Consider the following 13,885-nt stretch of genomic DNA (forward strand, 5'->3'; position numbering starts at 1 on the left):
GGGCCGGGACACTGCCTGGGCGCGCGCCTGCCAGGGCGCCGCGGCCCTTTGGACCGCGCGGAGCTAGTGGCGCACGGCGCGCGCGGCGGCGGCATAGCCGGCGCGCCGCTCGGGCGGCACCGGATGACGGCCGGCCACGCGTTCCAGCAGCATCCGCGCATCCTCCTCCGCTCCGGCCTTCATCGCGGCGTCGAGAAACAGCTGCTCCAGCACGTCCTGCTGCGCATGGCTGCCACCCATGCGGTGCATCACGCCGATCGCCGGGCGCATGACGGCGACCGCGCGCGCATGGTCACCCTGCGCATGGGCCAGCACCGCCTCGCAGACCGGGATGGCGGCGTCGCGCAGGATCGGCGCGATGGTGCCGGGCTGCGCCGCCGCCTCGCGCATCGCATCCAGCATCCGCGCGGCCGCCTGGGTGCGGCCGGTGGCGGCCAGCGCCATCATCCAGTGCGGCAGGGTGAAGGTGGACAGGCAGTCGCCGATCCGCGCCTCGGCCTTGTCGGCCAGCTCGATCCAGCGATCGCCGACATCGACACCCTGGCGCTGCAGGCGGAACAGCATCGAGGCGGCGTTCTGCACGTCGATGTAGAGGTCCGGCATGGCCTGGACCAGCGCGCTGCCGTGGTTGCGGAAGCCGCGATCGTAAAGGGCCAGTACCTCGTCGTGCTCGCCGCGCTCGATGTGGAACATCGCGCGGTGCCACCACAGGTGATGCAGCAGGTTCGACCCGCCCTCCCAATGCGGCTCGAGACCGCGCAGCCAGGCGATGCCCTCGCCGCGCCGGCCCTGCATCTCGAGGATGTGCGCGACGCCATGCGTGGCCCAGAGATCGGCGGGGTCGAGCACAACGGCGGCGCGCCCGGCCTCCTCGGCCACCGTGTAGTTGCCGGCCTCCTCATTCGCGAAGCAGCGGCAGGCCAGGATGCTGCCATAGCCCGGGATGGCGGCGGACCAGCGTGGTGCCACGCCCTCCACCGCGCGCAGCATCACCCCCGCGCGGCCGAGCCAGAAGGCGGAGAAATGGTGCAGCCGGAAGGCCAGGATGTCATGTGCGTGCGCCGCCAGGATCGCCTCCCAGGCGCCGAGCGCGCCGTCGAGGTCGCCTTCCGCCCAGCGCGCCAGCGCGGCCGCATGCATGCGCTCGCGGTCATTGCCGGCGAGGCGCGCTGCCGCGGCCGCGGCCTCCCGCGCGCGGGGCAGATGCGCCGCGTTGTAGGTCAGCATGGCGAAGGCGCCCTTCAGCACCTGCGCCATCGGCATCTCCGCGTCCAGATCGAGCAACGCCTTCAGCCGCTGCCCGCCATCGGCACGGTACTTCAGGTAGCCCTGGATGGTGTGGTCATAGGCGGCGGCCGCGGCGTCGGAGGCGGCGGTGATGGTAAGGCCCTGGGCGTCGGTCGGCATGGCGTGGTCTCCTCCTGCGCCGTGCTTTCGCGCCCGGCGGCTAGCGGGTTCCGGTGGAGCCGAAGCCGCCGGCGCCGCGGGCGGTTCCGGGAAGCTCCGCGACCTCGCGCCAGCGCGCGCGCACCACCGGCGCGACGACAGCCTGCGCGATCCGCATGCCGCGTTCCACCGTGAAGGGCTCGGTCCCCGCATTCAACAGGATGACGCCGAGCTCGCCGCGGTAATCCTCGTCGACCGTACCGGGCGTGTTCGGCAGGGTGATGCCGTGCTTCAGCGCGAGGCCCGAGCGCGGGCGCACCTGCAATTCGTAGCCGGGCGGCAGCGCGATGGTGAGGCCCGTGGGCACCAGCGCGCGCCCGCCCGGCGGGATGACCAGCGGCGCCGCGACGGCCGCCAGAAGGTCCATCCCCGCCGCGCCATCGGTGGCATAGGCGGGCAGCGGCAGGCCCTCGGCATGGGGCAGGCGGACCACGTCGATGATCGGGGCGGTCATGGGCTCTCCGGGGTCAGGCCAGGGCGGCGGCGATGCGCGCGGCGAGCCGGCGCGCCACCTCGTCCTTGGGCATGCGGGGCCAGTCCTCGACGCCGGCTTCGGTCACGAGATGGACGGCGTTTTCCGCCCCACCCATGACGTCGCCCGAGACGTCGTTCGCCACGATCCAGTCGCAGCCCTTCTTCGCGCGCTTGGCGATGGCGTTGTCGACGACGCTCTCGGTCTCGGCGGCGAAGCCGACCACCAGGGGCGGGCGGCGCGGGCCTGGCGCGGCAAGCGTTGCGAGGATGTCGGGATTGAGCGCGAGATCGAGCGGCGGCGGCGCTTCGCCCGGCACCTTCTTCATCTTCTGCGTCGCCTCGCGCGCTGTGCGCCAGTCGGCCACCGCGGCGGCGCAGATGGCGGCATCGGCAGGCAGCGCGGCCTCGCAGGCGGCGAGCATGTCGCGCGCGGATTCGATCCGCACCACGCGCACCCCTGGCGGGTCGGGCTGCGCCACCGGGCCGCTGACCAGCGTGACGCGCGCACCGAGTGCCGCCAGCGCGGCAGCGATGGCGTGCCCCTGCTTCCCGGACGACCGGTTGGCGATGTAGCGCACCGGGTCGATCGGCTCATGCGTCGGGCCGGAGGTGACGATGACGTGCCGGCCCGCCAGAGGGCCATCGGCCAGCACGGCGTGGATCGCATCGCGCAATGCCGCCGGTTCCACGAGGCGGCCAGGGCCGCTTTCCGGTTCCGCCATGGGTCCGTCATCGGGGCCGGCGATGACCACGCCGCGGCCGCGCAGCGTAGCGATGTTCGCCTGCGTGGCGGCGTGCTGCCACATCGCCGGGTTCATCGCCGGCGCGGCGAGCACCTTCGCGCGCGTGGCCAGCAGCACGCAGGTTGCGAGGTCGTCGGTGATGCCATGCGCCATCTTCGCCAGAAGGTCGGCCGAGGCCGGTGCCACCGCGACCAGGTCTGGCCAGCGCGCGAGGCGGATATGGCCGATCTCTGCCTCCGCGGCCCAAAGGTCGTCATGCACGCGTTCGCCGGTGATGGCGGCCAGCGCCTCCTTCGTGACGAAGCGGGCGCCGCCGGCGGTCAGGATGGCCATGACCTGTGCGCCGTCGCGCCTGAGCAGGCGCACGAGTTCCATCGCCTTGTAGGCGGCGACGGAACCCGAGACGATCAGAAGGACGCGGCGGCCGGCGAGCATGGGGCGACCCTAGCGCGGCGCAGCACAGTGAGCGAGGGGTGCTTGATCGAGCGCAAGGCGCGGCTGCCCCGACCATACCCAACCTCTCAGCCATGACGAGATCGATGGTTCGGCTCGCTCTGGTTATCCTGACCGCATGTGGCCTGGGCGGCTGCGTCTGGGCGTTCGAGCCCATCCGCTACGTGATCGAGGGACCCAACACATCCGCCCAGGTGGTCGAGGCCGGCCGGCCACTTCAGGCCGAGGACAGGCTGGCGCTGGTGGTGACGCGGCCGCGCGCGGAGGCGGGGCGGGTGGCCGCATGCGTCGCCGCGGGGCTGGGGTCGCGGCTGCCGGGAGGGCACCCTTCGCCGGTCGTCCTCGAAGCGGAAGCGGCGGCGCGTGTCCTTGCCATGGTGGAGCCGCTCCTGCGCGGCGAAGGCTTCGTCCGGACGGGTGGCGCCCTGCCGCCGGAGGTCGGCACGCTCGGCTTCGACTGGCTCGTGGTCGTCGAGGATCACAGTTCGGACGACGCCACGACGGGCGTGGACCGGAGTCTTGTTCCCGGGAGGTCCAATCTCGGCCGGCAGGAAGTACGCGTGGGGCGTACCGTTCGATATCGGCTGGCCTTGCTGGGCACGCTGCTCGACATCCGCGGGCGACGCTTGCTCGGCACGGTCTGGGGCTCGTTCGAGACGCAGGGCGGCGCCTACCTGATCGTGAGTGGGACATCGCCCTTCGCCGCTGCGGCCGCTCCTATGATCGAGGTTCCGGCAGGCACAGGAGCCATGACGATCTGCTCAGCCTTTGGGCGCAGCGTCGGCGATGCAGTGCTGCGCGCGGCACCGCCGCTGCGACAACCGCCGGAGGGCGACCTCCCGCCCTCCTAAAGCCGCCACCCCGTATGGATCGCCACGATCCCGCCCGACAGGTTGCGCACCTCCACCCGCTCCATCCCCGCCTTGCGCATCATCCCCGCCAGCGTCTCCTGGTCGGGGAAGACGCGGATGCTCTCGGCCAGGTATTCGTAGCTCTCGCGGTCCTTCGCCACGCGTTCGCCGATTGCCGGCAGCGCCTTGAACGACCACGCATCATACAGCGGCACCAGGGCCGAGATCTCGAGGCGCGAGAATTCCAGGCAATGGAAGCGCCCGCCCGGACGCAGCACGCGCCGTGCCTCGCGCAGCACCGCGTCCTTGTCGGTGCAGTTGCGCAGGCCGAACGCGATCGAGACCTTCTCCACGCTGCGGTCGGGCAGCGGGATGTGCTCGGCATCCACCACCATGAAATCGAGACCATCCACGATGCCGCGGTCGAGCGCGCGCTTGCGCCCCACTTCCAGCATCGCCGGGTTCACGTCGGTGAGGATGACGCGCCCTGCCCCGCGTTCCTTCGCGAGGAAGGAGATGTCGCCGGTCCCGCCCGCGAGGTCGAGCAGCGTCTCGCGCGGCGAACACGCGATGGCATTGACGAAGATCCGCTTCCAGACGCGATGGATGCCGAGCGACATCAGGTCGTTCATCACGTCGTAGCTGGGGGCTACGCTTTCGAAGACATCGCGCACCATCGACGCCTTCTCGGCGCGGGGCACGGTGCGGAAGCCGAAATCGGCCTGGTCCTGGGGGCTGTCGCTCATGATGCGGCCAACATAGCGTGGCGCGCGGGAAAGGGGAGGCACCATGCCCGAATTGCCGGAAGTGGAGACCGTGATGCGCGGCCTGGCCGCCGTGCTGGAAGGCCGGCGCATCACCGAGGTGGACCAGCGGCGGGCTGACCTGCGCTTCGCTTTCCCGGAGAACCTCGCGCGGCGGCTGGAGGGAAGGCGCGTCCTCTCGTTCCGCCGGCGGGCGAAATACATGCTGATGCGCCTCGAAGGAGGCGAGAGTCTGCTGATCCATCTCGGCATGTCGGGCCGCATGGTGGCGCGCCAGGCGGGCGCGGCGCCGGTGCCGCGGCTCGGGCCGATGGGCGCGGCCTCGGATGCACGGGGCCACAACGCGCCGCCCGAGGCGCATGAGCACCTGGTGATCACCACCGACGAGGGCTGGCGCGTGGGCTTCGTCGATCCGCGGCGCTTCGGCTCGGTCGACCTGCTGGCGACCGCGGCGGAGGATGCGCACCGGCTGCTCGCAGGGCTCGGCCCGGAGCCGCTGGAGGACGCCTTCACCCCTGAGGTGCTCTCCGCCGCGCTGGCGGGCAGGCACACACCGATCAAGGCGGCGCTGCTCGACCAGAAGGTCGTCGCCGGGCTCGGCAACATCTATGTCTGCGAGGCGCTGTTCCGCGCGGGAATCTCGCCGCGGCGCCTCGCGCATACGGTGGCCGGCGTGCGCGCCGCTCGCCTGGTGCCCGCCATCAAGGCGGTGCTGGCCGAGAGCATCGGCGCGGGCGGGTCCTCGCTGCGCGATTATGTGCGCGCGGATGGCGAGCTGGGGCGCTTCCAGGACAACTTCGCCGTCTATGGGCGTGAGCACGCGCCCTGCCCCGGCTGCCCCGGCGTGCCGCCCTGCCAGGGGATCGCGCGCATCGTGCAGTCGGGCCGCTCCACCTTCTTCTGCGCGAAGCGGCAGCGTTGAGGCGCCGGCCGCGCTGCGCTACAGGCCCGGGGACACCCAACGGCGAGGAAACGGGCATGCCCTACGAGATGATCCTGACGGAGACCGAGGGACGGGTCGCCATCATCCGGCTCAACCGCCCGCAGGCGCTTAACGCGCTGTGCGACCAGCTGATGACCGAGCTAGGCCAGGCGCTGCGCGGCTACGACGCCGACCCCGCCATCGCCGCCATCGTCGTCACCGGCAGCGAGAAGGCCTTCGCCGCCGGCGCCGACATCAAGGAGATGAAGGACCGCACCTTCCCCGCCGTCTACTTCAACGACTTCATCGGCGAGCGCTGGGAGACGGTGCTCGAGATCCGCAAGCCGGTGATCGCCGCGGTGGCGGGCTTTGCGCTGGGCGGGGGCTGCGAGCTGGCGATGATGTGCGACATGATCATCGCCGCCGACACCGCGAAGTTTGGCCAGCCGGAGATCAACCTCGGCATCATCCCGGGCGCCGGTGGGTCGCAGCGCCTGACGCGCGCGGTCGGCAAGTCGAAGGCGATGGAGATGATCCTGACCGGGCGCATGATGGACGCCGCCGAGGCGGAGCGCGCCAACCTCGTGACCCGCGTCGTTCCGGCCGCAGACCTGCTGGCGGAGGCCGTGAAGATCGGCGCGAAGATCGGCGCGCTCTCGGCCCCTTCGGTGGCCATGGCGAAGGAGGCGGTGAACGCCGCCTTCGAGAGCACGCTGACCGAGGGCGTGCGCACCGAGCGGCGACTTTTTCTCAGCCTTTTCGCGACCGAAGACCAGAAGGAAGGCATGTCGGCCTTCGCCGAGAAGCGCAAGCCGGCCTTCGTCCAGCGCTGAATGCGGAGCCGATCCCGCGGCGTGGCATGGATTTCCCGAGCAGCGCCCGCTTGACGTGCTGCGCCGGGGCGCATTAGAACCGCCGCCTTCGCCGCGGTCGTCCTTCGGTCCGTGGCTGCCTAGAACCTCAGAATGATGTGAGCCGGAAGCCCCATGGCGAACACTGCGTCCGCGCGCAAGCGCATCCGCCAGAACGTGAAGCGCGTTGCGCGCAACAAGGCGCGCAAGTCCCGCGTGCGCGGCTTCGTCCGCAAGCTGGAGGAAGCCATCGCGACCGGTGATAAGGCCGCTGCGCAAGAAGCCTTCCGTGCCGCGCAGCCTGAGCTGCAGCGGGCGGTGACCAAGGGCACGCTGCACGCGAACACTGTGGCGCGGAAGGTGTCACGCCTCTCGGCGCGGGTGAAGTCCCTCGGGACCACGGCAGCGTCGTAGTTGCTGCGCGGCCGGGACCCCCGGCCGCTTCATAAAGACATGATCAGAAGTAGTGGCGTTGACGTCGCGCTTATGAATCGCGTCGGTACTTCTTCGTGCGCGATTTGGCGCACGTGGCCGATTTACAGATTTGTTGTTTGTGGTCCCTGTTCCGGGGCCTAGTCTTGGGGGCTTCTGAAGGGGGTGGCTCGACCGACAGCCCGAACGGGGCGGCGGCGAGAGAGCCGGGGAGAAAACCCCGGCGCAGGCACGAGGGGGCAAGGGGTCGCTATGGAGAAGCCAGCCGGGTCGGGTCCGTCGCTCTCCTCCGCGACCATTGGGGAGGCCTGGGCGCGGATCCGCGGGCGCCTGCGCGAGGAAGTCGGCGAGGTCGAATACCGCACCTGGCTGCGCCAGATGACCCTGGCCGGGATCGAGGGCGACGAGGCCATCGTCGTGCTGCCGACGCGCTTCCTGCGGGACTGGGTCCGCGGCCATTACGGCGACCGCCTGAGCGCGCTGTGGCAGCAGGAGAGCCCGTCGGTGCGGCGCGTGGACGTGCGCCTGGGGCCGCAGCGCCCGGCCAGCGACGATGCGGAGGAGGCGGCCGCACCTGGCCGCGATGGACCGCCACGGCGTAACGGCCTGGCCGAGCCGCTTGTCAACGGCAAGGGTGCCGGGCGCACGGTCGATGCGCGCGGCGACTGGTCCGCGCCGCTCGACCCGCGCTTCACCTTCGACACCTTTGTTGTCGGCAAGCCCAACGAGTTCGCCCATGCCTGCGCCCGGCGCGTGGCCGAGAAGCCGGCGCTACCCGGCTTCAACCCGCTGTTCCTCTACGGCGGCGTGGGGCTGGGCAAGACGCACCTGATGCACGCCATCGCCTGGGCGATCCGCAACGGCGAAGCCGCGCGCAACGTCGCTTACATGAGCGCCGAGAAGTTCATGTACCGCTTCATCGCGGCGCTGCGCAGCCAGTCGACGATGGAGTTCAAGGAGAGCCTGCGCTCGGTCGACGTACTGATGGTCGACGACCTGCAGTTCCTGATCGGCAAGGACAACACGCAGGAGGAATTCTTCCACACCTTCAACGCCCTGGTCGATGCCGGCAAGCAGATCGTGGTCAGCGCCGACAAGTCGCCCTCCGACCTCAACGGCCTCGAAGACCGGCTGCGCACGCGGCTGGGCTGCGGCATGGTGGCGGATATCCACGCCACCACCTTCGAGCTGCGCCTGTCGATCCTGGTCGCGAAGGCGACTGCGGCCGGCGTCGAGGTGCCGAAGAGCGTGCAGGAATTCCTCGCGCACAAGATCACTTCGAACGTCCGGGAACTGGAAGGCGCGCTGAACCGGCTGATCGCCCATGCCAACCTGTTCGGCCGCGCCATCACGCTGGACGGCGTGCAGGAGGTGCTTCAGGACATCCTGCGCGCCCACGACCGCCGCGTGACGATCGAGGAGATCCAGCGAAAGGTCGCCGAGCACTACAACATCCGCCTGACCGACATGAGCAGCGCGCGGCGCGCGCGCGCGGTGGCGCGGCCGCGCCAGGTGGCGATGTACCTGGCGAAACAGCTCACCTCCCGTTCGCTTCCCGAGATCGGGCGGCGGTTCGGCAACCGCGACCACACCACGGTGATGCACGCGGTCTCCCGTATCGCGGAGCTGATGCAGGCGGATTCCGCCTTCGCCGAGGATGTCGAGCTGCTGCGCCGGATGCTCGAGACGTAGTTTTTGCGTCCCTCAGACGGCGGGCGCCGGCCATCCGGCCGGCTTGTCTTCGCGCCAGGCACTGACGCATCCAGCGCCACTGAAGGTCTGGGGGCGGTCGCGCCGTGCGCTCCCGGATCGCGCGGCGCGCGATCCGCCGTACCAGATAGCGTACCAGATAGCATGGTGGTGGCGGCGACACTCTGGCCGACGGCGCCACGCCGCCCTCGCCCGCCACGCCCGAAGCCCCGGTTTTCCCGGCTTTCCCCCCCGGAATCCCGCTGATATGGTGCCGCCCCCTCGGCCGGCCGCCGCGTGGGCCGATTCGGCCCCGGTGTCCGCGGAGGGACCACAGGGGGACACCGGCGGTCCCGCATCGTGCGATGCGGCGGCCGCCTCAAGGATCGGGGCGTCGGTGCAGCGATGAAGTTCACGGTCGACCGGGCAGTGCTGCTCAAGGCTCTCGCGCATGTGCAGAGCGTAGTGGAGCGGCGCAACACCATCCCCATCCTCGCCAACGTGCTCATCGACGCCAGGACCGAGGGCAACCTCACGCTGACCGCCACCGACATGGAGATCGCGGTGGTCGAGGAGGTGGCCGGCGTGACGGTCGCGCGCGGCGGGCGCACCACCGCGCCGGCCTCGACGCTGTACGAGATCGTGCGCAAGCTGCCCGAGGGTGCGCGCGTCGAGTTCGACCATGGCGGCGGCGACGGCCCGCTCTCGCTGCGCGCGGGGAAGTTCAACACCACGCTGTCGGTGCTGCCGGTCGATGACTTCCCCTCGATGACCGAGGGCAAGATGCCGACGAAGTTCTCCATCAAGGCCGGCGTGCTGCGCGACCTGATCGACCGCACGCGTTTCGCCATCAGCACCGAGGAGACGCGGTACTACCTCAACGGCATCTACCTGCATGCCGCCGAGAGCGAAGGCGCGCCGGTGCTGCGCGCGGTCGCGACCGACGGGCACCGCCTGGCGCGCGTCGAGGAACCCTTGCCCGACGGTGCCAAGGGCATGCCGGGCGTGATCGTGCCGCGCAAGACGGTGAACGAGGTGCGCAAGCTGGCCGAGGAGACGCAGGACGAGATCGAGATCCGCCTGTCCGACACCAAGATCCGCTTCGGGCTCGGCACGGTCTCCCTCACCTCCAAGCTGATCGACGGCACCTTCCCGGAATACGAGCGGGTGATCCCGCGCGGCAACGACAAGAAGCTGACCGTGCCGAAGAAGGACTTCGAGGAAGCGGTGGCGCGCGTCGCGGCGATTTCCTCCGAACGTTCGCGGCCGGTGAAGCTGTCGATCTCGCGCAACAACCTGCTGCTTTCGGCAGCCAGCCCAGAGCAGGGCCAGGCGCAGGAGGAACTCGAGGGCGATGCCGTGTCCTACGAGAGCAGCCCGCTCGAGATCGGCTTCCAGGCACGGTATCTGACGGACATCACGGCGCAGATCGGCGAGAGCGTGGAGTTCCTGTTCGCCGATGGTGCGGCGCCGACCATCGTGAAGGATGCGGCGAAGCCGGAGGCGCTGTACGTGCTGATGCCGATGCGGGTGTGAGGACGTGGCGCGGGCGTGTCCCGGCCCGCCCGTGACAGCGTGCTCCGCCTCATCCGCCTCCGCCTGACCGACTTCCGCTCCTGGCCGTCGCTCGACGCCGCCTTCACCGCGCCGATCGTCGCCATCGCCGGCGAGAACGGCGTGGGCAAGACCAACCTGCTGGAGGCGATCTCCCTGCTCGGCCCCGGGCGCGGCCTGCGCGGCGCGCGCATGGGGGAGCTCGGCCGCCGCGTGGTGGGCGGTGCACGTCCCTGGGCCGCCGCCGGGCGCTTCGATACGCCCGACGGCACCTTCGACCTTGGGACCGGTTCCGACCCCGAGGGCGCATCGGACCGGCGCGTCTTCCGCCTCGATGGCCAGCCGGTGCGGACACAGTCCGACCTCGCCGACCGGGTAGCCGCGGTCTGGCTCACGCCGCAGATGGACCGCCTGTTCCAGGAAGGTCCCTCGGGCCGGCGGCGCTTCCTCGACCGCCTGGCCTGGGCGCTGGAACCCACCCATGCGCGCGACGTAGCTGCTCACGACAACGCCATGGCCCAGCGCAACCGCCTGCTGAGTCAGGGGCGCGGCGATACGCGCTGGCTCGCCGGGCTCGAGGATGCGATGGCGCGCCATGCGGTCGCTGCCACCGCCGCACGGCGCGCGCTGGCGATGCGGCTGAATGCGGTGATGTCCTCTGGCAGCGCGACGGGCGCCTTCCCCGCCGCGCGCATGGACCTGATCTGCCCCATCGCGACGGCGCTGGCGGAGCAGCCTGCGCTGGCGGTCGAGGATGCGCTGCGCGAGGCGCTCGCCACCGACCGCCGCCGCGATGCCGCCGCCGGTGGCGCGGCGCGCGGCGCACATCGCGCCGACATGACGCTGGTGCACCTGCCCAAGGACCAGACCGCGGAATTCTGCTCGACCGGAGAGCAGAAGGCGCTGCTGATCTCGACCGTTCTGGCCCATGCGGCGTTGATCGCCGAGGCGCGCGGCTTCGCGCCCCTGCTGCTGCTGGACGAGGTCGCGGCGCATCTCGATTCTGCGCGGCGGGAGGCGCTGTTCGCCGCCCTGGCCGCGCTGCCCGCGCAGGTCTTCCTGACCGGCACGGAAGCCGAGGTTTTCCGCCCGCTCCGCGGCGTGGCCGACATCTTCGAGGCCCGTCACGGAAACCTGCTTCCGGTGGGCGAAACCGGGTCGCCTTGAAGGCCAGGAGCGCCTATATTCCAGCAAGGCTTCCTACCCCCTTCCAGCAGGAGTGAGCGCGCCGCATGAGCGAGCCCGCGCGTCCCGAATCAGACGCCTACGACAGCGCCTCCATCACCGTGCTCCGCGGCCTCGAAGCCGTGCGCAAGCGGCCCGGGATGTATATCGGCGACACCGATGACGGGTCAGGCCTGCACCACATGGCCTTCGAGATCATCGACAACGCGGTGGATGAGGCGCAGGCCGGCTTCGCCACCTCCTGCCACGTCACGCTGAACGGTGATGGCAGCGTCACTGTGCGCGATGACGGGCGCGGCATCCCGACCGACATCCACGCCGAGGAAGGTATCTCCGCGGCCGAGGTCGTGCTCACGCGCCTTCATGCCGGCGGCAAGTTCAACCAGAATTCCTACAAGGTCTCGGGCGGCCTGCACGGTGTCGGCGCGGCAGTAGTGAACGCGCTGTCCGAATGGATGGAAGTGCGCATCTGGCGCGACGGCCAGGAGCACCGGCTGCGCTTCGAACACGGCGAGACGGTGGTGCCCTGCACGCTGGTCGGCCCGTCGGACCACCCGAACGGCACTGAGGTGACCTTCAAGCCATCGGCGCTGACCTTCACCAAGACCGAGTTCGACTTCGCGGTGCTGGAACGGCGCCTGCGCGAGCTGGGCTTCCTCAATTCCGGCCTGGCGATCACGCTGCGCGACGAACGCCACACCGATGTACAGGAAGCGGTGTTCAAGTTCGATGGCGGCCTGGTCGCCTTCGTCGAATGGCTCGACAAGGGCAAGACGCCGATCTTCGCGCAGCCAATCAGCGTGATGTCGAAGGATCACGACGGCATGCGCGTCGAGATCGCGGTGCGCTGGAATGACAGCTACCACGAGACGATGCTCTGCTTCACCAACAACATCCCGCAGCGCGACGGCGGTACGCACCTGGCCGGCTTCCGCCAGGCGCTGACGCGCGTGGTGGGCAAGGTGGCGGAAGGTCTCGCGAAGAAGGAGAAGTTCGCCCTCGCCGGCGAGGACATGCGCGAAGGGTTGACCGCCGTTCTTTCGGTGAAGGTGCCGGACCCCAAGTTCAGCAGCCAGACCAAGGAGAAGCTGGTCTCCTCCGAGGTGCAGCCGGTCGTTCACATGGCGGTCGCCGATGCGCTGACCCATTGGTTCGAGACGCATCCGAAGGAAGCCAAGGATGTCGTCAGCAAGATCATGGACGCGGCCGCGGCGCGCGAGGCAGCGCGCAAGGCACGCGAGCTCACGCGCCGCAAGGGCGTGCTGGATGTCTCCTCCCTGCCCGGCAAACTGGCCGATTGCCAGGAGCGCGATCCGGCGAAGTCTGAGCTGTTCATCGTCGAGGGTGATTCCGCCGGCGGATCCGCCAAGCAGGGGCGCGACCGCGCCTTCCAGGCCATCCTGCCGCTCAAGGGCAAGATCCTGAATGTCGAGCGCGCGCGCTTCGACAAGATGCTCGGCAGCGCCGAGATCGGCACGCTGATCACCGCACTCGGCACCGGCATCGGGCGCGGCGAACCATCCGAAGGCGGCTTCGATGCCGCCAAGCTGCGCTACCACCGCATCGTCATCATGACCGACGCGGATGTGGACGGCAGCCATATCCGCACGCTGCTGCTGACCTTCTTCTTCCGCCAGATGCCCGAGCTTCTGGAGCGCGGGCACCTTTACATCGCGCAGCCGCCTCTCTACCGCGCCAAGCGCGGCAACGAGGAACGCTACCTGAAGGACGACCGCGCGCTCGAGGACTTCCTGATCGAGAAAGCGACGGGCGGCGCGTCGCTGCGTTTCTTCGATGGGCGGCTGCTGACGGCGGCGGACCTGCAGACCGAGGTCGAGTTCCATCGCCAGGCGACATCGCGCATCCGCCGACTGGCCGGCCAGGTCCCGGCCGAGGTCGTGGAACAGGCCGCGGTGGTCGGCGCGCTGTCGCTGGACAACGACCGCACCACGGCGGCCGCGCAGGCGCTCGCCGTGCGGCTGAACGCCCTGGCGCAGGAGAATGAGCGCGGCTGGGTCGCGACCAGCGGCGAGAGCGGGCTGACGCTCGCGCGCACCGTGCGCGGCGTGAACGAGCGCCACACCCTCGACGCCACCGCGCTGCGCAGCGCGGAAGCGCGCTGGCTGGATGAGCGCCGCGACCGCCTGGCGGCCGATTTCGCATCCGGTGCGACGACGCTGCTGCTGGGGTCGCAGGAGTACCCCGCGCATGGCCCGATGCAGGCCTTCGACCGGCTGATCGCCGAAGGCCGCCGCGGCCTTGCCATCCAGCGCTTCAAGGGCCTCGGTGAGATGAACCCGGACCAGCTCTGGAAGACCACGCTCGATCCTGCCGCCCGTACGCTGCTGAAGGTGCGCATCGAGGATGTCGAGGACGCCGAGCAGGTCTTCTCCACCCTGATGGGCGACCTGGTGGAGCCGCGACGCGACTTCATCGTCGGCAATGCGCTGAAGGTCGCGAACCTGGACGTCTGAGGCCGGTTGCGCGACCATGCCCGGGCACCCAGCCGTGGAGCCCGCCG

Annotated in this window: 12 protein-coding genes; 8 read left to right on the forward strand and 4 right to left on the reverse strand. The window is 70.3% G+C overall.

Translation table 11 applies throughout. The features are described 5' to 3' along the window. Positions 1 to 63: 63 nt before the first annotated feature. From HW578_RS04885 to coaBC, 3 genes are read right to left on the reverse strand one after another with little or no spacing between them, the layout of a single operon-like run. Positions 64 to 1,407: a tetratricopeptide repeat protein gene (locus HW578_RS04885; RefSeq protein ID WP_198369423.1), complete on the reverse strand. Its 1,344-nt coding sequence runs from the start codon at positions 1,405 to 1,407 to the stop codon at positions 64 to 66. A gap of 40 nt (positions 1,408 to 1,447) precedes the next feature. After that, the gene (dut, locus tag HW578_RS04890; RefSeq protein ID WP_198369424.1) at positions 1,448 to 1,900 is read right to left on the reverse strand and encodes a dUTP diphosphatase; all 453 of its coding nucleotides are present in this window, start codon (positions 1,898 to 1,900) and stop codon (positions 1,448 to 1,450) included. A gap of 13 nt (positions 1,901 to 1,913) precedes the next feature. After that, positions 1,914 to 3,098, reverse strand: coding sequence for a bifunctional phosphopantothenoylcysteine decarboxylase/phosphopantothenate--cysteine ligase CoaBC (gene coaBC, locus HW578_RS04895; RefSeq protein WP_198369425.1), 1,185 nt, complete (start codon positions 3,096 to 3,098; stop codon positions 1,914 to 1,916). Positions 3,099 to 3,202: 104 nt separating this feature from the next. Between coaBC and HW578_RS04900 the strand changes: the two genes are divergently transcribed. Beyond that, positions 3,203 to 3,967 (forward strand): hypothetical protein, encoded by a 765-nt coding sequence (locus HW578_RS04900; RefSeq protein ID WP_198369426.1) that lies wholly within the window; start codon positions 3,203 to 3,205, stop codon positions 3,965 to 3,967. Here HW578_RS04900 and HW578_RS04905 read toward each other — a convergent pair. Next, the gene (locus HW578_RS04905; protein ID WP_232478680.1) at positions 3,964 to 4,713 is read right to left on the reverse strand and encodes a class I SAM-dependent methyltransferase; all 750 of its coding nucleotides are present in this window, start codon (positions 4,711 to 4,713) and stop codon (positions 3,964 to 3,966) included. The genes HW578_RS04900 and HW578_RS04905 overlap by 4 nt on opposite strands. A gap of 43 nt (positions 4,714 to 4,756) precedes the next feature. On the opposite strand from HW578_RS04905, the gene mutM reads away from it, so the two are divergent. The 7 genes from mutM to gyrB all read left to right on the forward strand — a co-directional run bounded on the left by mutM (position 4,757) and on the right by gyrB (position 13,838). Then, on the forward strand, positions 4,757 to 5,653 hold the full coding sequence (gene mutM, locus HW578_RS04910; RefSeq protein WP_198369428.1) for a bifunctional DNA-formamidopyrimidine glycosylase/DNA-(apurinic or apyrimidinic site) lyase: 897 nt from the start codon (positions 4,757 to 4,759) through the stop codon (positions 5,651 to 5,653). A 56-nt stretch (positions 5,654 to 5,709) separates the two neighbouring features. Further along, complete coding sequence (locus HW578_RS04915; RefSeq protein ID WP_198369429.1) at positions 5,710 to 6,486, forward strand: enoyl-CoA hydratase; 777 nt, start codon at positions 5,710 to 5,712, stop codon at positions 6,484 to 6,486. Positions 6,487 to 6,639: 153 nt separating this feature from the next. Beyond that, positions 6,640 to 6,918, forward strand: a complete 279-nt coding sequence (gene rpsT / locus HW578_RS04920; protein ID WP_198369430.1) for a 30S ribosomal protein S20 — start codon at positions 6,640 to 6,642, stop codon at positions 6,916 to 6,918. A gap of 270 nt (positions 6,919 to 7,188) precedes the next feature. Beyond that, on the forward strand, positions 7,189 to 8,628 hold the full coding sequence (gene dnaA, locus HW578_RS04925) for a chromosomal replication initiator protein DnaA (protein WP_198369431.1): 1,440 nt from the start codon (positions 7,189 to 7,191) through the stop codon (positions 8,626 to 8,628). A gap of 402 nt (positions 8,629 to 9,030) precedes the next feature. Next, positions 9,031 to 10,161, forward strand: coding sequence for a DNA polymerase III subunit beta (gene dnaN, locus HW578_RS04930; protein WP_198369432.1), 1,131 nt, complete (start codon positions 9,031 to 9,033; stop codon positions 10,159 to 10,161). Between the two features lie 15 nt (positions 10,162 to 10,176). Beyond that, positions 10,177 to 11,346 carry a DNA replication/repair protein RecF gene (gene recF, locus HW578_RS04935; RefSeq protein WP_369407822.1) on the forward strand — a complete coding sequence of 390 codons (1,170 nt, stop codon included), beginning with the start codon at positions 10,177 to 10,179 and terminating at the stop codon, positions 11,344 to 11,346. Positions 11,347 to 11,411: 65 nt separating this feature from the next. Further along, positions 11,412 to 13,838 carry a DNA topoisomerase (ATP-hydrolyzing) subunit B gene (gene gyrB / locus HW578_RS04940; protein ID WP_198369433.1) on the forward strand — a complete coding sequence of 809 codons (2,427 nt, stop codon included), beginning with the start codon at positions 11,412 to 11,414 and terminating at the stop codon, positions 13,836 to 13,838. The last annotated feature ends 47 nt before the right edge of the window (positions 13,839 to 13,885 follow it).

It is taken from the genome of Roseomonas rosulenta, assembly GCF_016106005.1.
Classification (GTDB): Bacteria; Pseudomonadota; Alphaproteobacteria; order Acetobacterales; family Acetobacteraceae; genus Neoroseomonas; species Neoroseomonas rosulenta.